At 63.5% G+C, this 15,400-nt stretch carries 36 protein-coding genes; 2 read left to right on the top strand and 34 right to left on the bottom strand.

Going from position 1 to position 15,400, the window contains the following annotated elements:
• Position 1 precedes the first annotated feature (1 nt).
• The 33 genes from NKH71_RS00275 to NKH71_RS00115 all read right to left on the bottom strand — a co-directional run bounded on the left by NKH71_RS00275 (position 2) and on the right by NKH71_RS00115 (position 13,902).
• Complete coding sequence (locus NKH71_RS00275) at positions 2 to 301, bottom strand: VpaChn25_0724 family phage protein (RefSeq protein WP_352894050.1); 300 nt, start codon at positions 299 to 301, stop codon at positions 2 to 4.
• On the bottom strand, positions 298 to 663 hold the full coding sequence (locus NKH71_RS00270; protein WP_352894049.1) for a DUF2730 family protein: 366 nt from the start codon (positions 661 to 663) through the stop codon (positions 298 to 300). The genes NKH71_RS00275 and NKH71_RS00270 overlap by 4 nt, the downstream gene beginning before the upstream one ends.
• A complete protein-coding gene (locus tag NKH71_RS00265; protein WP_352894047.1) occupies positions 663 to 905 on the bottom strand; it encodes a TraR/DksA C4-type zinc finger protein in 243 nt (80 codons plus the stop codon). Before NKH71_RS00265 ends, NKH71_RS00270 begins: the two co-directional genes overlap by 1 nt.
• Positions 902 to 1,195 (bottom strand): hypothetical protein, encoded by a 294-nt coding sequence (locus NKH71_RS00260; RefSeq protein WP_352894045.1) that lies wholly within the window; start codon positions 1,193 to 1,195, stop codon positions 902 to 904. The genes NKH71_RS00265 and NKH71_RS00260 overlap by 4 nt, the downstream gene beginning before the upstream one ends.
• Positions 1,173 to 1,592 carry a hypothetical protein gene (locus tag NKH71_RS00255; protein WP_352894043.1) on the bottom strand — a complete coding sequence of 140 codons (420 nt, stop codon included), beginning with the start codon at positions 1,590 to 1,592 and terminating at the stop codon, positions 1,173 to 1,175. Before NKH71_RS00255 ends, NKH71_RS00260 begins: the two co-directional genes overlap by 23 nt.
• Complete coding sequence (locus NKH71_RS00250; protein WP_352894041.1) at positions 1,589 to 1,867, bottom strand: hypothetical protein; 279 nt, start codon at positions 1,865 to 1,867, stop codon at positions 1,589 to 1,591. Before NKH71_RS00250 ends, NKH71_RS00255 begins: the two co-directional genes overlap by 4 nt.
• Complete coding sequence (locus NKH71_RS00245; RefSeq protein WP_352894039.1) at positions 1,867 to 2,388, bottom strand: peptidoglycan recognition protein family protein; 522 nt, start codon at positions 2,386 to 2,388, stop codon at positions 1,867 to 1,869. Before NKH71_RS00245 ends, NKH71_RS00250 begins: the two co-directional genes overlap by 1 nt.
• Before the next feature lie 103 nt (positions 2,389 to 2,491).
• Positions 2,492 to 2,866, bottom strand: coding sequence for a hypothetical protein (locus tag NKH71_RS00240; protein WP_352894037.1), 375 nt, complete (start codon positions 2,864 to 2,866; stop codon positions 2,492 to 2,494).
• Positions 2,863 to 3,108, bottom strand: a complete 246-nt coding sequence (locus NKH71_RS00235; RefSeq protein WP_352894035.1) for a hypothetical protein — start codon at positions 3,106 to 3,108, stop codon at positions 2,863 to 2,865. The genes NKH71_RS00240 and NKH71_RS00235 overlap by 4 nt, the downstream gene beginning before the upstream one ends.
• Positions 3,105 to 3,545, bottom strand: a complete 441-nt coding sequence (locus NKH71_RS00230) for an ASCH domain-containing protein (RefSeq protein WP_352894034.1) — start codon at positions 3,543 to 3,545, stop codon at positions 3,105 to 3,107. Before NKH71_RS00230 ends, NKH71_RS00235 begins: the two co-directional genes overlap by 4 nt.
• Entirely contained in the window at positions 3,545 to 3,784 is a 240-nt protein-coding gene (locus tag NKH71_RS00225) for a hypothetical protein (protein WP_352894032.1), read from the bottom strand. Before NKH71_RS00225 ends, NKH71_RS00230 begins: the two co-directional genes overlap by 1 nt.
• On the bottom strand, positions 3,784 to 4,389 hold the full coding sequence (locus NKH71_RS00220; RefSeq protein ID WP_352894030.1) for a regulatory protein GemA: 606 nt from the start codon (positions 4,387 to 4,389) through the stop codon (positions 3,784 to 3,786). Before NKH71_RS00220 ends, NKH71_RS00225 begins: the two co-directional genes overlap by 1 nt.
• Entirely contained in the window at positions 4,386 to 4,655 is a 270-nt protein-coding gene (locus NKH71_RS00215) for a hypothetical protein (protein WP_352894029.1), read from the bottom strand. The genes NKH71_RS00220 and NKH71_RS00215 overlap by 4 nt, the downstream gene beginning before the upstream one ends.
• The gene (locus tag NKH71_RS00210) at positions 4,652 to 5,014 is read right to left on the bottom strand and encodes a hypothetical protein (RefSeq protein WP_352894028.1); all 363 of its coding nucleotides are present in this window, start codon (positions 5,012 to 5,014) and stop codon (positions 4,652 to 4,654) included. Before NKH71_RS00210 ends, NKH71_RS00215 begins: the two co-directional genes overlap by 4 nt.
• On the bottom strand, positions 5,011 to 5,190 hold the full coding sequence (locus NKH71_RS00205) for a hypothetical protein (RefSeq protein WP_352894027.1): 180 nt from the start codon (positions 5,188 to 5,190) through the stop codon (positions 5,011 to 5,013). Before NKH71_RS00205 ends, NKH71_RS00210 begins: the two co-directional genes overlap by 4 nt.
• A 5-nt stretch (positions 5,191 to 5,195) precedes the next feature.
• Entirely contained in the window at positions 5,196 to 5,843 is a 648-nt protein-coding gene (locus tag NKH71_RS00200; protein ID WP_352894026.1) for a DUF3164 family protein, read from the bottom strand.
• Entirely contained in the window at positions 5,827 to 6,159 is a 333-nt protein-coding gene (locus NKH71_RS00195; RefSeq protein WP_352894024.1) for a hypothetical protein, read from the bottom strand. The genes NKH71_RS00200 and NKH71_RS00195 overlap by 17 nt, the downstream gene beginning before the upstream one ends.
• A complete protein-coding gene (locus NKH71_RS00190) occupies positions 6,146 to 6,424 on the bottom strand; it encodes a hypothetical protein (RefSeq protein WP_352894022.1) in 279 nt (92 codons plus the stop codon). Before NKH71_RS00190 ends, NKH71_RS00195 begins: the two co-directional genes overlap by 14 nt.
• Positions 6,425 to 6,432: 8 nt before the next feature.
• On the bottom strand, positions 6,433 to 6,753 hold the full coding sequence (locus tag NKH71_RS00185) for a hypothetical protein (RefSeq protein WP_352894019.1): 321 nt from the start codon (positions 6,751 to 6,753) through the stop codon (positions 6,433 to 6,435).
• Between the two features lie 2 nt (positions 6,754 to 6,755).
• Positions 6,756 to 7,145, bottom strand: coding sequence for a transcriptional regulator (locus NKH71_RS00180; protein ID WP_352894018.1), 390 nt, complete (start codon positions 7,143 to 7,145; stop codon positions 6,756 to 6,758).
• Positions 7,142 to 7,741: a hypothetical protein gene (locus NKH71_RS00175; RefSeq protein WP_352894015.1), complete on the bottom strand. Its 600-nt coding sequence runs from the start codon at positions 7,739 to 7,741 to the stop codon at positions 7,142 to 7,144. Before NKH71_RS00175 ends, NKH71_RS00180 begins: the two co-directional genes overlap by 4 nt.
• On the bottom strand, positions 7,738 to 8,484 hold the full coding sequence (locus tag NKH71_RS00170) for an AAA family ATPase (protein WP_352546955.1): 747 nt from the start codon (positions 8,482 to 8,484) through the stop codon (positions 7,738 to 7,740). The genes NKH71_RS00175 and NKH71_RS00170 overlap by 4 nt, the downstream gene beginning before the upstream one ends.
• Positions 8,485 to 8,567: 83 nt before the next feature.
• Positions 8,568 to 10,832 carry a DDE-type integrase/transposase/recombinase gene (locus tag NKH71_RS00165; protein WP_352894013.1) on the bottom strand — a complete coding sequence of 755 codons (2,265 nt, stop codon included), beginning with the start codon at positions 10,830 to 10,832 and terminating at the stop codon, positions 8,568 to 8,570.
• Positions 10,829 to 11,122 (bottom strand): hypothetical protein, encoded by a 294-nt coding sequence (locus NKH71_RS00160; RefSeq protein ID WP_352894012.1) that lies wholly within the window; start codon positions 11,120 to 11,122, stop codon positions 10,829 to 10,831. Before NKH71_RS00160 ends, NKH71_RS00165 begins: the two co-directional genes overlap by 4 nt.
• The gene (locus NKH71_RS00155; RefSeq protein WP_352894010.1) at positions 11,119 to 11,421 is read right to left on the bottom strand and encodes a hypothetical protein; all 303 of its coding nucleotides are present in this window, start codon (positions 11,419 to 11,421) and stop codon (positions 11,119 to 11,121) included. The genes NKH71_RS00160 and NKH71_RS00155 overlap by 4 nt, the downstream gene beginning before the upstream one ends.
• On the bottom strand, positions 11,414 to 11,626 hold the full coding sequence (locus NKH71_RS00150; protein ID WP_352894008.1) for a hypothetical protein: 213 nt from the start codon (positions 11,624 to 11,626) through the stop codon (positions 11,414 to 11,416). The genes NKH71_RS00155 and NKH71_RS00150 overlap by 8 nt, the downstream gene beginning before the upstream one ends.
• Positions 11,623 to 11,910 (bottom strand): hypothetical protein, encoded by a 288-nt coding sequence (locus NKH71_RS00145; protein ID WP_352894007.1) that lies wholly within the window; start codon positions 11,908 to 11,910, stop codon positions 11,623 to 11,625. Before NKH71_RS00145 ends, NKH71_RS00150 begins: the two co-directional genes overlap by 4 nt.
• A complete protein-coding gene (locus NKH71_RS00140; RefSeq protein WP_352690920.1) occupies positions 11,907 to 12,071 on the bottom strand; it encodes a hypothetical protein in 165 nt (54 codons plus the stop codon). The genes NKH71_RS00145 and NKH71_RS00140 overlap by 4 nt, the downstream gene beginning before the upstream one ends.
• Complete coding sequence (locus tag NKH71_RS00135; RefSeq protein WP_352452373.1) at positions 12,068 to 12,199, bottom strand: hypothetical protein; 132 nt, start codon at positions 12,197 to 12,199, stop codon at positions 12,068 to 12,070. The genes NKH71_RS00140 and NKH71_RS00135 overlap by 4 nt, the downstream gene beginning before the upstream one ends.
• An 11-nt stretch (positions 12,200 to 12,210) precedes the next feature.
• Positions 12,211 to 12,669: a hypothetical protein gene (locus tag NKH71_RS00130; protein WP_352516708.1), complete on the bottom strand. Its 459-nt coding sequence runs from the start codon at positions 12,667 to 12,669 to the stop codon at positions 12,211 to 12,213.
• Positions 12,669 to 13,505, bottom strand: coding sequence for a ParB/RepB/Spo0J family partition protein (locus NKH71_RS00125; protein ID WP_352690924.1), 837 nt, complete (start codon positions 13,503 to 13,505; stop codon positions 12,669 to 12,671). The genes NKH71_RS00130 and NKH71_RS00125 overlap by 1 nt, the downstream gene beginning before the upstream one ends.
• The gene (locus NKH71_RS00120) at positions 13,505 to 13,708 is read right to left on the bottom strand and encodes a hypothetical protein (protein ID WP_352690926.1); all 204 of its coding nucleotides are present in this window, start codon (positions 13,706 to 13,708) and stop codon (positions 13,505 to 13,507) included. Before NKH71_RS00120 ends, NKH71_RS00125 begins: the two co-directional genes overlap by 1 nt.
• Positions 13,705 to 13,902, bottom strand: coding sequence for a hypothetical protein (locus NKH71_RS00115; protein ID WP_352690928.1), 198 nt, complete (start codon positions 13,900 to 13,902; stop codon positions 13,705 to 13,707). Before NKH71_RS00115 ends, NKH71_RS00120 begins: the two co-directional genes overlap by 4 nt.
• 12 nt (positions 13,903 to 13,914) lie before the next feature.
• Between NKH71_RS00115 and NKH71_RS00110 the strand changes: the two genes are divergently transcribed.
• Positions 13,915 to 14,388, top strand: coding sequence for a helix-turn-helix domain-containing protein (locus NKH71_RS00110; RefSeq protein ID WP_352894004.1), 474 nt, complete (start codon positions 13,915 to 13,917; stop codon positions 14,386 to 14,388).
• Here the strand turns inward: NKH71_RS00110 and NKH71_RS00105 are convergent.
• The gene (locus NKH71_RS00105) at positions 14,340 to 14,612 is read right to left on the bottom strand and encodes a hypothetical protein (RefSeq protein ID WP_352894002.1); all 273 of its coding nucleotides are present in this window, start codon (positions 14,610 to 14,612) and stop codon (positions 14,340 to 14,342) included. The two genes, NKH71_RS00110 and NKH71_RS00105, sit on opposite strands and share 49 nt — an antisense overlap.
• 259 nt (positions 14,613 to 14,871) lie before the next feature.
• On the opposite strand from NKH71_RS00105, the gene NKH71_RS00100 reads away from it, so the two are divergent.
• Positions 14,872 to 15,084, top strand: a complete 213-nt coding sequence (locus NKH71_RS00100; protein ID WP_352690933.1) for an Arc family DNA-binding protein — start codon at positions 14,872 to 14,874, stop codon at positions 15,082 to 15,084.
• Positions 15,085 to 15,400: the final 316 nt, after the last annotated feature.

The following is a 15,400-nucleotide window of genomic DNA, read 5'->3' as shown; positions in this document are numbered from 1 at the left end:
GTCAGGCCTCCGGCGAGGGTCGGGCCACGCCTTCGATGATCGCGCGCCGTTCCACATGGTCGACGCCGGCGCGCGTGATGGCCGCGACCATGAAGGTGCCGACCTCGGTCACCTTCACCGCGTCCAATTCGGCGAGCTTGCGAAGCTGCGTGCGGACCCACTCGCGCGATCGGTTGTGGCCGAAGGTGTCGAGCGTCTTCGTCAACAGCGCCTCGTTGAGGCGGCCGTCGGTCTGCTTGTGCAGTTCCCGCAGGATGACCAGCCGGGCGTCGTAGGTCAGGTAGGCGTCAAAGTCTGTCATTCGCTCTTCGATCCCGATAGCAAGAAATTCTCCATGCGGTGGACGGTGCGGGCGATGCCATTGACCACCTCGGCCTGCTTTCCGGCATCGCCCTTGATCTCGGACACGGCGAGCCGCAGATCCATGAATGCCGTCGCATCCGGCAGATGCTTCATTTCGCTTTCGATCGACTGGATGCGAGCGCCGTGGCCGTCCAGCGTCTTCTCCAACTCGGCATAGCGTTCGCCGGTCTCTTTCTTGTGCGTCGAAAGATCGGTGGCCGTCTTCTTGGCGCCAGAGGTCAGCAAGGTGAACACGGTCGTTCCCAGCGACAGGATCGTCGAGATGGCGACCAGCCAGGGCATCAAGGGCGTAATGTCCATCAGGCTCGTCTCCGGCTCTGTCGTTCGATGAAGGTTTCGCAGTCGATGCACCTAGTGCAGTTCGGGACCGCGTGACGCCGGGCATCGGGTATACGCTCGCCGCAGTCGCAGAACGGCGAGCTGGTCACCTCGACGGCGGCGTATTGACCGCGGATCGCCGCCTGGATGCGCGCGACGCCGGCGGCGCACTCCTGCTCGACGCGCCGCTCGGCCAAGTCGATGGCTGCGTTGCCCGCCGTCATTTCGGATCCCTCGCGGCCCGGCGCTCGTCGTACCAGCCGGCGCAGCCGTCGATCTGGGCGTTAGCATTGCCGAGGGCGATGTCGGCCTTCTTGTTGGCGACGCCGAGCTTGTCGCCCAGCTTGATGCCGCTGCGATGGTGGCGGCGGCATTCTGGCGGGTAGTCGGGCATGCGCCGCGCTTCGAGCACCTCGCGATCGGCTTGCGCCAACGCCTCCTCGACGACGCCGGCCTTCGCCTTGTCGGCGTAGGCTTTGCCCAGGGCGGCCTTATCGGTTGTGCAGGCTGTCAAGCAGCTGCTGATCAACAAGGCCGTCAACACGGGCTTGAAGCACGGCGAGTTCATTTTCCGCTTTCCTTTTTTTGTCGTCGGTCAGTGTGAGCGTGGTCTCGAGGTGGACGCGCGCAGCCCGTTCATCATTCGCGATCTTGCTGGCTTCGTCGGCCTTGCCGTCGCTCCAGGCGCGCAGCCGGCGCTGTTCGACCAGCTCGGCATTGAGAGCGTCGAGCTGGGCACCGGCGACGAGTTCCGTCACGGCCTTGTCGACGGCCTGGCGCACGGCCGAGGTCTTGTCCCACCACAGCCAGATACCGGCGACGAGGAAAACCCAGACCGGGAGCGTGATGCCGAACGTAAGAAGGGGCAGCCCCCACTTTCGCAAGAACAAGCCGATGGCCGCGCCAGTCATTGCAGACCGCCATTCTCGTCCGGCTCTCCGCCATCGCTCACCGCGATGGGGGGCGCTAGTTGCCCCGCCAACATCGCCCGCACCATCTGCCTCAGGTCCATGTGGCCGACGCCCATGTAGGCGCCGCTGACTGCCAAGATGAGGCCGATCGCCGTCGCGGCCACGTAAGCGGCCTGCGCATAGACGATCGACGCGAACACTGCCGCCCAAGCCAGGGCGCAATTGATGATGACCAGCCCCTTCGAGAAACGGCGGCTCTTCTGAACAAGCGGCATCAGAGCTTCGCCTTCACCTCGGCCCGGAAGCGGTCGCCGCATTCGCGCGCTGTATCGAAAGCGGGATCGAACGGCAGCTTGGCGATGTCCCATTTGCCGCGCTGCTGGATGCCGAGATTGGCTTGCACCTCGGCATGCGACAGCACGGTCTTTGGTCCTACAGAAATGGTGTAGCGGCGGCAGAGTTCGGCGACGACGGACGCTGCGGCGTCCCACTGCGCCTTCGTGAGCGGCTGCGAGCCAGCGTTGAACGGCCGCTCGATCGCGCCGGCCATGGCGCACATCGAGACGCCGATCGAGCCGGTGTTGCAGTTCAGCGTGTGCGCGGCATAGCCGGCCTTGGCCTTGGGCAGCGAATTGAGGTCGATCGACGGGACGCCACGGATCAGCTTGCCGTCATCTTCGATCAACAGGTGGTAGTGCTGGCGGTCGAAATCCGTCGCCTTGTGGCCACCGGCCGTCCAATGGAGGATGACGCGCTGGATGGTCGCATTGGGCAGCCAGCCGCTGGGAATGGTCATGGAGTGTCCGCCTGTGAAATCGGCCGGGAGAGGTCCCGGCCATTTCGCAACACCATGCCTTCGGCGGCAGGCGGCAATCATGCCCGCCAAAGCGGGCGGTCTGTCAGTTGCTGGAAAAGAGGTCGGCTTGGCGCGGATCGTGGCTGCCCTTGACGGGCTTGTCCGGCATGCGCCGGAAGAGCTTGTCGACGCCGGTCTCGGTGATGCCGAGCCGTCCGGCGATCTCGCCGTTCGAGGCGCCGTTCGCGCGATACTGCCGTGCCCGAAGCTCGCGGGCAAGAGGCACGCGGATATACGATCCGGAATAGCGGCGGGCAAGTTTCTTGGCCGCGGCAGCGCCGAGGTTCTTGGCAAGGTCGGTGTCGTCACCGGACGCCGGCACGTAGAGGCGGCGGCCGCCATAGGTTTCCGCGAGGCGCACGAAATCCGCCGGGCCAAGCATGGCCAGTAGCTCGGCGGATCGCAGCTCGTCGCTCACGCCAGCTCCAGCCGCAGATTGCGCATGGTGGTGGTGAGCGTCTCGCGGTTCGGCCCATGCCAGATCAGGCAGAGCGTATAGAGGCCGCTGCGGCAGCGGTAGAGCGCCGAATGCTTGGTCAGCGTCCAGTCGCAGCCCTTCGCAGCCGCAAGGGCATTGGCGGCCAGCTCCGAGGCGGCGAATGCCTCGATCTTGGCGAAGTCAATCTTGACCCTGCCGGTGTGACGACGACGCACGCTCATGCTGGCTCCCATTCGATCAGCTTGCCTTCGAACAGACCGGCGCCATGCTCGGCCTGCCAGAAGGCGCCCATGTTCCAGCGAGCCGACCCGACCCTGCCGATGCGCTTCCATCGCCAATCGCCTACATGCTCGATGCCGAAGCCGTCAGCTGCGGCGAAGGCCTCGATCTCGTCGCGATGCAGCGAGCGGCCGTCGATGACGATCGAGCCGATGAACTCATCCAGGAGCGGCGTGGTGACGATCGCGATCGGCCGGACCCGGATGCAGATCGGATCGGGGTCGACCAGCTTGACGCAGTTGCGGGTGCGCATGCCCTGGTAGAGCTGCACCGGCTCGCCGGACCGGGCATGCCGCTTGCGATCGGCGCGCACGGTATGCCGTTTGATCAGGCTGGACACCTGAGGGCCGAACATCGCCTTGAAGCTATAGGCGACCATCAACCGACCCTCGCCTTGTGGACGCCGCTGGCGATGGCATCAAGGATCATCGATCCTCTGTGCTCTTCGACGAGTTGGATTACCGCATCGTATTCAGCCCGGGTTGCGCCATCGAAGCGCGTCACCAAGAGGTCCGCCGATGCTATGAACCTTGCAGCGTCAACTTCGATATTCTGCGGGATCTCTGCCAGAACGACGCGGGCCATTTCGACAACCAAAGTGGAGTGTTTCTCGGCCATCAGCGTACCTTCCTGATCATGTTGCCAAGCGCGTTCATCACAACCGGCCAGTCGCGATCGGTCATCTGGTCGAGCGGCTTTGCGGTGTCCCAGACGAACTGGCGGAAGCCCTTGGGGTCAACGGCTTTCGCGACCGACAGAAGCTGCCATTGCGCGAGTGCAATCTTTGCACCGGAGAGCCGCAGCCAGTCCGCCATACTGACGGACAGGTGCCAGTCTACGCCGGCCTCCCGCGTCATCCACGCCTTCAGCGCGTCGATCGCTTTGGCGGAGTCTTCGGCATCGAGCAGGAACCTTGTGTGCTCGATGCCAGTCTGTCGCTTGACGAACGACAGCATGGCGGCATCGCGCCGGTCGCGGACGATGCCGAGGTTCCAGGCGGCGATCCAGAGCGCCTGCAGCTTCTTGGCGAACGGGCCTTGAAGGCCCTTTTCAGCGGGCTTGAAACCCTGCCGGCGCTGCTCCTCGACGATGCGCAGGTGCTCGCGCTCGTTCATCTCGCGCAGGCTGCGCTTGCCGGTGACACGCTGGTAGAGATCGCGCGCGGTGTCTTCGTCGAGGCCGAGCTGCTTGTTGGCGACGTGGATGGCGGCGAGCGAGCTCATGAGCCGCTCCCACCAAAATAGGGCAGCGCCAAAGGCTTCTGCCGACCAGCGACGGACCGCTTTTTAGCCTCACGCTCGGCTTTGCGCCCTTCGTCGACCTCACGATCGACCGTCTGTTTTACTTCGCCAATCTCCTTGAGGAGATAGCCGAGCGAGGCAGGGTCGTTCACCTCGATCTCTACCTTGACGATGGCGCGCGGGCCTTTGGCTGTGGCTCCATAGCTGCGGATGCTCATGTGCCGGCCGTCGATCCAGATCGAGGTCATGGCTCGTCCCTCCGCTCGATCGGCATTGGGCCGCTGCCGTGCGGATTGAAGCCGTCTTCGGCCGCGATCTTCTTTCGGGCGGCCGTGCGCCAGTTCGTCAGCGCGCCGGTTGTCCCGCTGGTCGAGCTGGCGCGGAACCCGGCCATCGTGACCGAATGTTCACCCGCCGGGCGCGGGTTGAACCTTGCGCCTTCCTCGTTCGTGAAGAACTCGATCAGCTTGGCCTCTGCCCTGTCGTGACCGGCGCGCCACGCCGAATAGTCGGCGTGCCTGAATTCGCCGGTTTCGGCCTTGGCGACCGCCAGCTTCTCATCGAGCAGCGTGACGAGGCGCTCAAGCGTTTCGATCCAGAGCGTCATGGGCGCACCTCAGGATCCACCGTTGCTTCGAGAAGCATCCGATCGCAGGCGATTGCGTGCTGTTCGACGGTGGCGGCTAGGTCTTTCAAGACCCGAGCCGCCGAGTGAAACGCGCCGTCTTCGGCATAGGTTTTCGCGAGCCCGCAGCGCTCGTCCAATTTTTCGTGGATGTTCATCGTCGTCACGCCTTCGCCAGATCGATTGTGACCGCCCGCCAGTCGGCATCGAGACGGTCGCGTTCGTAGCAGCGGACATAGATCTTCGACCCGACCACGCGCATGGCGTCGCGGATGGCCGCCATGGCGCGCTGCCAGCGCTCGTCGCCGATATCGAGCCGCAGCAGCATGAAGATCGCGGCGCGGTTGATCTGGCCTTCCTTGTCCGTGTTGAAGGCGCGCGTCACGATGGCGCGGATCTCCGGCCGACTGTCGGCCGACCATTCGGTGAGGCACTCGTCGATCAGGCTCTTGGCGATCTGCAGCTGGGCGCCGAAGTCGATCGTGTCGGCGACCTGCACCTTGACCATCTTCATGCCGTCGAAGGTCATGAAGGTCTTGTTGCCCTTGGCGCCGCCTTTGGTCGCGCCGTACTCCTGGGCGAGCAGCGCCTCGAAGGCGCCGAGATCGTTGAACGTGTGTTCCTTGAAACGGCCGATCTGGGCGGAAAGATCGGCGGCGTAGCCGAGGATGGTGCGGACCGTTTCGTCTTCGAGCATCTCGGACGGCTTGATCATTTCGACCGGCACGAGATTGCCCTTGGCGTCGGGCATGTATTGCTTGTCGCCGACCAGGACTTTTCCGGTGGCGCGGGCTTCAGTTGCTGCTTGCATGGTCATTCTCCTGTTGGATCGGGATCGGGCGCATGAAGGCCAGCAGGTCGCGCACGGCGGCCATCTGCAGGACAACATGCTCCAGGTGTTCGGCGTCAGCCTCGGCGGTCCACGGCATCGTTCGTTCAAGCGCCGAGACCAGCAGACTGGCTTCAAGGACGATTGCCCACAGCCCTTCCGTGGCCATCGCCAAAGCCAGCACCTCGGCTGTGGTGGCCCGCACGGCGTTGCGCTCGGGGTCGGCGACAATGCGGCCGCATAGGTCGATCATGTCGAGCTTGGCCACGGCGGCCAGCAGCGCCTCACTTGCGGGCATTTTTTTGCCTTTCCAGTTCCTTCTTGAGGCGGAGGGCCGACCGTTCCAGCGCCTTGCGCGCCGGGATTTCACCGGGCGAGAACTTCGCCTGCAGCAGGCGATCGACGGCGGCACCGACTTCCTTGCATGCTGCCATCATCTTGCGGTCAGCTGCGGTGGGGTCGGGCCGGCGCCCAGGCGTCGTCGCCTGGATTTCTTCGACGACAATCTGCAGCACTCGGCCCATAGCCTTCATGGCAAGGTCGGTTGTGACGATCTGGTCCAACGGGTGGCTCATGCCCGACCTCCCGGCCGGCCGTCCGAAAACGGCCGCGGGATGACCGGAAACAGCCGCACATTCGACCCCGTCCGGCACGCCGCTTCGGCGATGCGGTCGGCCTCGGCCTCGCGCTCTGCCTGCGCCTGGTCATTCCAGACCTTGCAGCTCAACCGGTTCTCAATGTCGCGGGCCTTCCCGCGAAGTTCCTTGATGCACTCGCAGAGGACACGGGTGTCTTCGGGATCGAGGATGCGGGGCTCGTGCTGATAGTCGGAAATCAGGTCGCGCAGTTCGGACAGGCCGTCCGAGAGCGCCAAAGACATTCTTTCGCCCATGGCTATTTTCTCCGTTGGGGGCAGGTTTTGCAGGCATGGAAAAGCTGGGCGCGGTGCCGCGACGTGGCGCGGAAGGGCTCCTTCTGTTCAGTCAGGCAGCGGTCGCGGCCGATCTCGCCGAGCACCGGGCATTCGACGGTTGCCGCCATCAATGCGCCGCGCACCATCTGCTCGACGCGGGCGACATCGCCTAGATACTTGCCGCTAATGATGGTCGAGACTGCCGAGCGGCTGTAGCCGATGCGCTGGCCTGCAATGCCGAGATCACTGGCATCGGCAAGCCGCGCCAACTCGTCTAGCCAGTCGGGCAACGGAGAGCCATGGGCGTCGATCGCCTTTTCGACAAACGACTTGCCGTCCGGCCGGCTGTGCTTGACGGGTCCCCGGTTCATGGCTTCGCCTCGCTTGCGACGGGACGGCCGATGACCGTTTTGCTGTTCGGATCGAACACCATTTTTGTGGCGAGGATCTTCGGTGCCTGCAGGCCGAGATTGTGCACAAGCCGATAGCGCCCTGGGCTGCCGGCTACGACGCCAGCAGTAGACAGCGCGTAGAGATAGGCTTCCACGGTCCGCCGAGGCACGTCAGGGCAATCTTCTGCCATGTCGGCAAGACTGAACACCTTGGCCATCTTAATCGCGCGCCAGACCTGCTCGATGGCTGTCTCGGGCGGGGTCTCGCCGTCCGGCGTCAGCCGGGGTGCTACGAGAGGGCGCTTGACCAGGCGATAGACGACGGTGGCCGGGAGATTGGCACCGCCGCCATGGGTGGCGGTCTTCTGCTCGACGACTTGGGCAATGCCCGCGAGGCGAAGCTTCCGAACGAACCTGCCGACCGCCTGCGTCTTGACGTTCGTCCGATCGCAGATCTGCCGCACCGTCCAGGGACCGCCGAGATCGAGATCGCGGATGATCGACCAGTAGCCGGCCTCGCCGCGCGGCACTGCGATGCTGATCTGCACGATATCGAGGATGGATCGCCCGCTCATGCGAACTTCCTCGGGGTGAATTTCGGCGTGCTGAAGATCGCGACGGCACCGCCGAAAGCGGCGAGATCGATCTGTTTCGTTCCGAGTATCTGGCTGGCCTCAACCACCTTGGTGAGGTTGACGACGATGCGGCGCGTGTTGCCCTTGGTCTTGTCGAGAATAGCGGCGGCCAGATCGCTGGCGATCTCGATGCCGGGGCAGCGATTGGCGGCGAGCAGGCCAAAATCCTCGGCGTCGCAAGGCACAGCCGACAGCCATTCGAGCACGCGGTTGTGCACGCGCTCGAACTCCTCGAGATATTTGGGCAGCATCTCCTCGCCGATCATGACGACCGGCGCGCCCGACTTGTCGGTCAACTCGCGCAGCAGGTCGACGAAGCGCTTCTTGGCGACGAAGTGCGCCTCGTCGATGATCAGCGGCCGGCGCGGTTCGGCCACCATCAGCATGATGGCGTCGGTCTTCAGATCCTCGATCGAGCCGCGCGGGCGTGTTTCGCCCAGCTCGATCAGGATCTGTGAGAGAAGTGAGCGCGCTGTGGTGAACTGGCCGCATTCGACATAAGCCGCCCGGTAGCGATTGGCGCCATAGATCCCGGACTTGGTCTTGCCCCAGCCGGACGGGCCGGAGAACACGGCGAGCCCCGGCAAGTCGGGGTCGCGGTCGACCATCTTGGCAAGCAACGTCGAAAAGGCCGCGACGTTCTTCAGTGGCGCCGGCCGGTTGACTTTCAGTGCTTCGTTCATCATTTTCCTCGTTGTTGTGCTGTGCCACCTGTGGCGGCCGTTCTGTCGGAGAGCCCGGTTTGCAGACCGGGCTTTTCCGTTACTCAGGACAGGTACACGTCCCCGAAATCCTCATGCATGGCCTGATGGGCCTTGAACTCGGCCGAAGGCTCGTAGCCCCCGAGCCAGACCGCATCGAGCGTGGCGGCCGTCGTGGCGGGTAACTTGCCGGCATCGACCAGCTTCCTGAGTTCGACGGCGCGCCGATAGCGCTCCTTCGGGGTTTCCGGCAGCGCGACGATGTTCTGATCCTTCGGCAGATGCGCCGTCCGCTCGGCCTCGATCTCGTCGAGCCGGTCCTGGCGCAATATCTCGAAACGGGCGTTCAGCTCCCGTTCGTCCTCGACCCGCATTTCCTCGATCATCCGGCGATGCTCGGCGGCCTCGCGCGGCGTCAGCTCCCTGGTCGGGTTGAGCCTTTCCGACATGGCGGCGATCGCCGCCTCGATCTGTGCCGTCGAGTGCGCCTCTTCGCGCTTCGGCAACGGGATGACGTTCGGCACATCGCGGCGCTTCACTTCGAGCGCGCGCTCTATCAGTGTCGGTCCCTTCGCCAGCCGCTTCATGCCCGCCTTGATGTCGCGGGTGCGTTCGCTCATCAGTTCAGCGCTTATTTCCTTGGCGGCGCGCACCAGGTCTGCGGGATGAAGGCCGGAAAGCTCGGGGCAAACGACTTCGGCCAGAAACTCGCCGCCGTCCTGGGCAAAGGCGTAGGCGCGGCCGGCGTCGTTCGGGTCCATGCGGACGAACACGGCGGTTGCCGGCATGATGGTCGGGGCCAGATAATAGTTGTTATCGATGGGGATGCCGAGCTTGGTCACCTTGCGGTAGCCGTCCTTGCCGGCGACCGGCATCAGCAGCAGGTCGAGCGCGCGCTCGTCGACTTTTCGCACCACCTTCGACGAGGCGAGCGCGGCGCCAAACGGCGTGCTGCCCTTCAGGCCGGCATGCGGGCGGTGCTGATAGATCGTGCTTGCCCAATCATCGACGTGCTTCTGCAGCTGCTGGCCGGTCAGCGTGACGCCGAAAACCTCGGCCTCGGTTTCGCCGAGGCGTTGTGAAAACGACTTGCGGCTTTCGATGGCTTTGCGATCGGCGACCGAATGGCCGACGAAGCCGGGGAGCAGCGGTCCAAGGTCATGCTGGAACGTCTTGATGACGCGTTCGACATGGCCCTTCTGCTGCGGCGAATAGGCGTCGGAGGTCTCAGGCTCGATGCCCAGCGATGCGAACAGTCGTTGCGTGTCCCTGGCGACGAAGTCCGACCCGTTGTCGGTCTTGACGACATCGGGCACACCCCATTCGAGGATGGCCTTGCGGATCAGCAGAGCGACGGCCGAGGCGCGCGGGGTGCGCGAAAGTTGCCAGACGGTGCGGCGCGTGGCGATATCGATGCAGGCATAGATCGAATGTCGCCCGTCCGTGCAGAGCGCGTCGACTGGCGAGGCGTCGATCTGCCAGAGCTGGTTCGGCTCGGTGATGTGGCGCAGCATGCCGACCCCGGCCGGCGCCATGTGCGAGCGGTATTGATCGGGATTGGTCAGCTTGAGCAGCTCGACCTTGTGGTTTGCTTTCAGCCCCTTCAATGCGTGCTGGAAGGTCCGCACCGGCGGCATCGGAATGACTGTTTCAACGCCCTTTGAAACGACCTTCAAAGTGTCGCCGAACTCATAGCGGCATTGCGTCTGGACGGCCTCGCCGGAAAGATGCGGCTGATGGGCGATCAGCGCCAGCATGAAGGCGCGAACCGCGCCGTCATTGGCGGTTTCGAGGATGCCGGTCCCCTTGCGCGCCTGCGCGGGATCGTGGCCGAGCGCGTTGACCTTGCCGTCGCGCTTCTGCGACTGCCAGCGGGCAAGCGAGCGCTTCGACAGGGTCGGCACGATCTCTCGCACCCACTCGTCGATGTTGAGCGAGCCGACATTGTATCGATCGGTGAAGACCTGGACGCGGGTGGCGTAGCCGAGCTGCAGGCCGCGCGAAAATTTCTCGAAGGCGGCGACGATCGCCAGCCGGGCATCACGCTCCTTCTGCGCCCGCGCGGTCAGGCTGGCATCGGGCGCCGCTGTGACCGGCGTGACCGGCCGTTCGATGACGAGGTGCTTCTGCTGGTAGGCCACCTGGGCGAGCACCGGGAACAGCGAGACATGATATTCGGTAGCGCCGCCCCGACCGGCGCGTTGGCGGGCCTGTGTGGCGCGCTCGTCCCAGCCTTCACGCGTCGCCATACGGATGACGGCACTCTCGGTGCGTGGCATGTCCGGCAGTGCCTCGGCGGCAATCTCGCGGGCGGTCAGGCAGTCTTTCATGCGGCCACCTCTGGCGAACCGGTGACACGCATGCGCCGGAGCATCCGGCGGACGAGGTAGCGCCCCTCTGCGGTCAGCTCCAGGCGGCCGGTCAAGCCGCCGCCACGGTATTTCAGGCGACCGCTCAGCAATCCGGCTTTGAGCGCGTCCTTCGTGACGGAGGGCGCGTGCGCTACGGCAAGGTAGAAGTCCGTCGGCTGGCAGAGATCATCTTTCCACCACAACAGCATGAGGTTGCTGATGATGTCGGGACGGAACTTTTCGAGGAGGTCGAGGCGGGCTTCGATCATGGCTGGTTACCGCCCGCCAACAGATCGAAAATCGTCACTTGCCGAGGATCGCTGCTCATGATGTTCCCCCCCCCCGACTTTTCGGATTTGGCGGCTATGAAGGCCCGTATCTCGGCCTCGTGCGCCTGGCAGAACATCAGGGTCGCCAGCACGGCCTCCATGCGGCGCATGCAGAGGTCGGCTTCCGCCTGTTTCATCTTCTTGTCGCGGACGCGGATCGGGAACACGTTGCGGCGCAAGGCCAGCTCGCGGTTCACCTCTGCGATCTGTCCGATGATCGGGATTTTGCCGTCAGCCATTGGACGCAGCCTCGCTTGCCTTCACGCGGTCGTGCTCGCTGGTCAGCCAGTCGATCGCCGCGTGCATGGTCGCGAACCTGGCGCTGTTGGCTTCGCTCACGGAAATCCGGTGGATCGACCAGGCGACCCATCGTGCCGCGCGCTTGTTGCCGGCAAATTTGGCGATCGTGCCAAGGTGGACGCCGTCGATGACGATGCCTGTCATGCTCGTGCCTGTGATGCGCCCGCCGCGTCTGTGCGGCGGGCGCTGCTGGCCGAGGCGGCTTGGGAGATCGCCTCGGCGGATTGGAGGGTGCGGATGGCTTCTTGCGTGTAGCCGTGCAGTTGCTCGCGCATGTGCTGCTTGGTGTCAGCATCCTCGCAGCGCAGCATTTTGAGCTGCCAGCGGACGAGCCAGTGCGCCTGCGAGGCCGGAAGCCTGAAATAGTGATCGGGGCAGAAGATGCCTGTCGCAGCGTTCGAGCATGCCGGCATGGCGCAGTGGCTCATGACCAAAGGCCTCCGCCATGGACATGCTTCTGGACACGGCGCCGGAATGCCGCGCCGGCCGCCAGACGGGCACCCTGCTGGCGCGTGAACAACACGTGCAGGCCGTAGAGAAAGGCGGCGTAGAGCGCGGCGCCGGCGAGGGCGATTGCGAGGAAGCTCATTGGCCGAGCCTCCAGGCGATGACAGCCGCCGAAATGCCGGCGCTGCCGAAGGTGGCGAAGGCGACAAAGCCGGCCACCGCCAGCAGCGATAAACAGTCTTGTGCAAGGTCGAGAAGATCGCGTCTCATGTGAAAGCCTTTCATCGTTTTGCTTTCCACTGTGCATCGAACGCCTGCCTATCGAGGGTCGCCCGCTGGATGGCCTCGTCGGCCATTTCCCGCATGATCAGCGCCTCGTATTTTTTGGGGACGACGATCATCCCGGCCTCTTCCAGAAGGGTGTTGAGCGCGCGTACGTCGCCTGTGACCGCGATCAGAGCGAGCAGGCGAAGGGCCGAAATCGAATGCTCCTTGGCCTGGCTGGCGTAGGCATCCAGCATCGGCTTCGAGACTTCGTCCTTCAGGTAGTCGGACATTGCCTGGGCGATATCGGCCCGGCTCTTGTCCGCTTCCGTCAGGGTCAGGCTGACGGCCTTCGACAGTCGTCCCGCCATCGACCAGGCCTGGACCTTTTCCGCGTCGAAACGCTCGACCACCGGGGCCGGCTGATAGTCGCGGAATAGGTCCAGGGTCGAGTTGTTGCGGGGAGGCTTGGCCATCAGTCTTGCCGGCCTTTCATCCACCGTTGGATGGCGGCCTGGTGCAGCTCGAAGAACCGGTCCTGCTCGCTCTCCTTCATCTTCGAGAAGTCGGTTGCGAGCTTTTGCCAGCGCGGCTCGGTCGCCGGTTTCGGCATGCGGTCGATGATCGCGATGGCATCGGCGATTGAGCCGGCCTGTGGCGGCTCGGCGGTGAGCAGCGCGGCGATCTGTTCCTGCCGGACGACCGGTTCGGCAGCGAGCGCCAGGAGCTCGGACTGGTTACCGGCGACCGGATGGAGCGCGATCAAATCGCGGACGGACGCGGGGATCGAGGCGATCTTGACGGCATTGAAAATGCTGCGCTCGGAAAGGCCGAAAGCCGTTGTGGCAGCGACAGAGAAATTAACTGCAAACTTTGCAGTTAATTCCTCGGCCAGTAGTGGCTTCGCCTTCCGACCGGGCTTTGCCACTAGGTGCGTCGCCTCATAAACCTCCCGCCACCGGGCGATGTCGACGGCCCTGTCGAGAGCGGAAAGGTCGCGTCTGGCGAGGTTCTCGGTGATCTCGCGCAGCGTGATCTCGGCCTCGTCGGCGAAATCCTTTGCCTGCTTGACGATTGCGCGGACGGTCTTCCAGCCGATCAGCCTTGCCGCGGCCAGCCTGTGAGCGCCATAGACGAGCCGGAAGCGATCACCCTCGGCGATCACCTCGATCGGCTGGAGCTGGCCTTGGCCGGCGAAAAGATCGGAAAGCGTCTCGACCCATGAAGGATCGAGACGCCGGCGGCCTGAGAGGATTGTGATCGAAGCAACGTCAATGTCTAGAATAGACGCGGAATTGGACGAAAGAGCCATCAGAGGGTCTCTCCACTGTCCAAAAGTTGCTGCGGATTTGACCTAGCCACCAGTTCGCTGCCGTTGCTAGCGTTGAGGCTGCGGTTCACCTGTGCCGGCCGCGCGTTGTTGCGTATGTGTTGGATGCTGCCATGGTCAGAAATGGGAAAATCCCACCGCATGCCGCCTATCGGCGGGATGCCCTTTGGAATCGTGAACGTCATGCGGCTTCACGCTCCTCGGCCGCGAGGAATGCCTCGATCCGGTCGAATGTCCGCAGCGTGATCGTGTGGCCGGCCCGCAGCTTCTTCACGAGCTTGCCGTCGTTTACCGCTCGGAAACCGAAGGTGGTCAGGGCGATGCCTTCCGTTTGGCAATACGCCTCGATGCGAATCAGGAGATCGTCGATTTGGGTCATTTCCAAACAATAATGGGCAAAATCCCATTGCGTCAATGGGCAATTGACCACGAGACAACCGTTATCACAATGGGTATTTTCCCATCGATGAACGAAGGCTGGAGAGATCGAATCGTCAGGCGGCTCGCTGAGCGGGATTTGACAATGAAGGAAGCCTCCCTCCTCGCCGGGAAGGGGGAGACGTTTGTCCGCGACATTCTCAAACGCGGACGCACACCCAGCACTGCCAACCTCGAAGCGCTGAGCCGGGTTCTAAGGGTTTCCGTCGCTGATCTGCTCGACGGTGGGCAGCAACCCGCCACGGCCGCCGTCGATAAGAACGGGGCACCCAACGATGGGGCAAATATCCGCGCCGAGCTCGCCGAGGTTTTCTCCGACCTGGTGAAGGCTGACGAGGAAGTGCAGCGGGTTGCCCTGAAAATGCTGCGCCGGACCGTTTATGGAGCCGCCAGATCGCGGCCGATCAGGACGAACGGATCCTCGTGATCGACTTCCGCGTACCATGAGCCGCCGCCGTGCAGCTGGTTCATCAGCGCGGCCAGATTCGCCGCCGCCTCGTCGATCTTTTGCGGCAGGCTCAGGGCTGGTTCGATCTTGCCGGTCGCCGTTACCGCGACCAAGCCGGCGATCAATGCCCGCCGGCTGACCACTAGGTTAGTCCCCACATCCTCGTTGACTGCTCCGGTGGAGTCTGCTTCTGCCGCCCGCATTTTTCGGTCTAATTTCCCTGTTGCTCGCCCAATCCGGCGTCAACCGGCAAGACTTACTCAAGACATTAAAGTTTTAGTCTTATTGCTTACATTAGTGGCCTCGTGATCGTTATTTAGGCAATTACCCGGGATTGTCTAATCACATATTACATCCGCGTAATCTTCCGTGATTCGCCTGTGGATAAACCCCAAGCGTGGGGTATATACCCCATCGGTGGGGCCATTTTCGAGCAAAGTTCTTTCAGCCATAAGCGGCCCTATGGCAGCCGATCGATCCTACGATTTTCACTTGCGCTTGCGGGCTCAGCTTCAGAAGCAGATCAGGATTGCCGCCGCCGCGAATGATCGGTCTTTGAATGCCGAGATCGCCGCTAGGCTGGAGCAGTCGTTCGCAGATGACGGGGAAGATCGGCAGCGCGTAGCCCAACTGCTGACAGAGGCGCTCGCCATCATCGACAAAGGGGGCCGATAAGGGCGAACAGCCGCGTCAGAGTTCGACCGAGCCAGCCAAGGCCGGAAAATGACTTTAGTAGCTTGATAAATATGTGTTTTTCGATTTTTTGCTCATCGTCGCCCGAACTCTGACGCGTGGTCAGAGTTCGCCGCTCGCCGGTTTTGGCTGTTTTTGAAGCTCTACGCCCTTGCGCTGCGCCGTTTTGCGGCAGGCTCGGCGGTGCCAAGTGAAGTTGCGCGACGCCTCGCCGGCGGTCGTTTTGGTGCCAAGTGAAGTTGCGCGGCCGCTTTCTGGCTATCGGGCTTTCTGGCCCCGCCTGTTACCGCCGAACGCC

The sequence above is a fragment of the Mesorhizobium sp. M0983 genome (genome assembly GCF_040318975.1).
Lineage (GTDB): Bacteria > Pseudomonadota > Alphaproteobacteria > Rhizobiales > Rhizobiaceae > Mesorhizobium.
This window is presented reverse-complemented; position numbering and strand designations above follow the sequence as displayed.

Coding starts and splice junctions, on each gene's coding strand:
- NKH71_RS00115 (WP_352690928.1), bottom strand. CDS start 13,902: ATGACCCAAATCGACGATCTCCTGATTCGCATCGAGGCGTATTGCCAA.
- NKH71_RS00195 (WP_352894024.1), bottom strand. CDS start 6,159: ATGCCCGCAAGTGAGGCGCTGCTGGCCGCCGTGGCCAAGCTCGACATG.
- NKH71_RS00160 (WP_352894012.1), bottom strand. CDS start 11,122: ATGATCGAAGCCCGCCTCGACCTCCTCGAAAAGTTCCGTCCCGACATC.
- NKH71_RS00255 (WP_352894043.1), bottom strand. CDS start 1,592: ATGACTGGCGCGGCCATCGGCTTGTTCTTGCGAAAGTGGGGGCTGCCC.
- NKH71_RS00175 (WP_352894015.1), bottom strand. CDS start 7,741: ATGAGCGGGCGATCCATCCTCGATATCGTGCAGATCAGCATCGCAGTG.
- NKH71_RS00270 (WP_352894049.1), bottom strand. CDS start 663: ATGGACATTACGCCCTTGATGCCCTGGCTGGTCGCCATCTCGACGATC.
- NKH71_RS00200 (WP_352894026.1), bottom strand. CDS start 5,843: ATGCAAGCAGCAACTGAAGCCCGCGCCACCGGAAAAGTCCTGGTCGGC.
- NKH71_RS00235 (WP_352894035.1), bottom strand. CDS start 3,108: ATGAGCGTGCGTCGTCGTCACACCGGCAGGGTCAAGATTGACTTCGCC.
- NKH71_RS00210 (WP_352894028.1), bottom strand. CDS start 5,014: ATGACGCTCTGGATCGAAACGCTTGAGCGCCTCGTCACGCTGCTCGAT.
- NKH71_RS00245 (WP_352894039.1), bottom strand. CDS start 2,388: ATGACCATTCCCAGCGGCTGGCTGCCCAATGCGACCATCCAGCGCGTC.
- NKH71_RS00100 (WP_352690933.1), top strand. CDS start 14,872: ATGGCAGCCGATCGATCCTACGATTTTCACTTGCGCTTGCGGGCTCAG.
- NKH71_RS00230 (WP_352894034.1), bottom strand. CDS start 3,545: ATGGTCGCCTATAGCTTCAAGGCGATGTTCGGCCCTCAGGTGTCCAGC.
- NKH71_RS00250 (WP_352894041.1), bottom strand. CDS start 1,867: ATGCCGCTTGTTCAGAAGAGCCGCCGTTTCTCGAAGGGGCTGGTCATC.
- NKH71_RS00150 (WP_352894008.1), bottom strand. CDS start 11,626: ATGACAGGCATCGTCATCGACGGCGTCCACCTTGGCACGATCGCCAAA.
- NKH71_RS00130 (WP_352516708.1), bottom strand. CDS start 12,669: ATGGCCAAGCCTCCCCGCAACAACTCGACCCTGGACCTATTCCGCGAC.
- NKH71_RS00275 (WP_352894050.1), bottom strand. CDS start 301: ATGACAGACTTTGACGCCTACCTGACCTACGACGCCCGGCTGGTCATC.
- NKH71_RS00165 (WP_352894013.1), bottom strand. CDS start 10,832: ATGAAAGACTGCCTGACCGCCCGCGAGATTGCCGCCGAGGCACTGCCG.
- NKH71_RS00125 (WP_352690924.1), bottom strand. CDS start 13,505: ATGGCTCTTTCGTCCAATTCCGCGTCTATTCTAGACATTGACGTTGCT.
- NKH71_RS00120 (WP_352690926.1), bottom strand. CDS start 13,708: ATGACGTTCACGATTCCAAAGGGCATCCCGCCGATAGGCGGCATGCGG.
- NKH71_RS00180 (WP_352894018.1), bottom strand. CDS start 7,145: ATGAACCGGGGACCCGTCAAGCACAGCCGGCCGGACGGCAAGTCGTTT.
- NKH71_RS00220 (WP_352894030.1), bottom strand. CDS start 4,389: ATGAGCTCGCTCGCCGCCATCCACGTCGCCAACAAGCAGCTCGGCCTC.
- NKH71_RS00110 (WP_352894004.1), top strand. CDS start 13,915: ATGGGCAAAATCCCATTGCGTCAATGGGCAATTGACCACGAGACAACC.
- NKH71_RS00185 (WP_352894019.1), bottom strand. CDS start 6,753: ATGGGCGAAAGAATGTCTTTGGCGCTCTCGGACGGCCTGTCCGAACTG.
- NKH71_RS00215 (WP_352894029.1), bottom strand. CDS start 4,655: ATGACCTCGATCTGGATCGACGGCCGGCACATGAGCATCCGCAGCTAT.
- NKH71_RS00225 (WP_352894032.1), bottom strand. CDS start 3,784: ATGGCCGAGAAACACTCCACTTTGGTTGTCGAAATGGCCCGCGTCGTT.
- NKH71_RS00265 (WP_352894047.1), bottom strand. CDS start 905: ATGACGGCGGGCAACGCAGCCATCGACTTGGCCGAGCGGCGCGTCGAG.
- NKH71_RS00140 (WP_352690920.1), bottom strand. CDS start 12,071: ATGAGCTTCCTCGCAATCGCCCTCGCCGGCGCCGCGCTCTACGCCGCC.
- NKH71_RS00135 (WP_352452373.1), bottom strand. CDS start 12,199: ATGAGACGCGATCTTCTCGACCTTGCACAAGACTGTTTATCGCTGCTG.
- NKH71_RS00145 (WP_352894007.1), bottom strand. CDS start 11,910: ATGAGCCACTGCGCCATGCCGGCATGCTCGAACGCTGCGACAGGCATC.
- NKH71_RS00105 (WP_352894002.1), bottom strand. CDS start 14,612: ATGCGGGCGGCAGAAGCAGACTCCACCGGAGCAGTCAACGAGGATGTG.
- NKH71_RS00155 (WP_352894010.1), bottom strand. CDS start 11,421: ATGGCTGACGGCAAAATCCCGATCATCGGACAGATCGCAGAGGTGAAC.
- NKH71_RS00170 (WP_352546955.1), bottom strand. CDS start 8,484: ATGAACGAAGCACTGAAAGTCAACCGGCCGGCGCCACTGAAGAACGTC.
- NKH71_RS00205 (WP_352894027.1), bottom strand. CDS start 5,190: ATGAACATCCACGAAAAATTGGACGAGCGCTGCGGGCTCGCGAAAACC.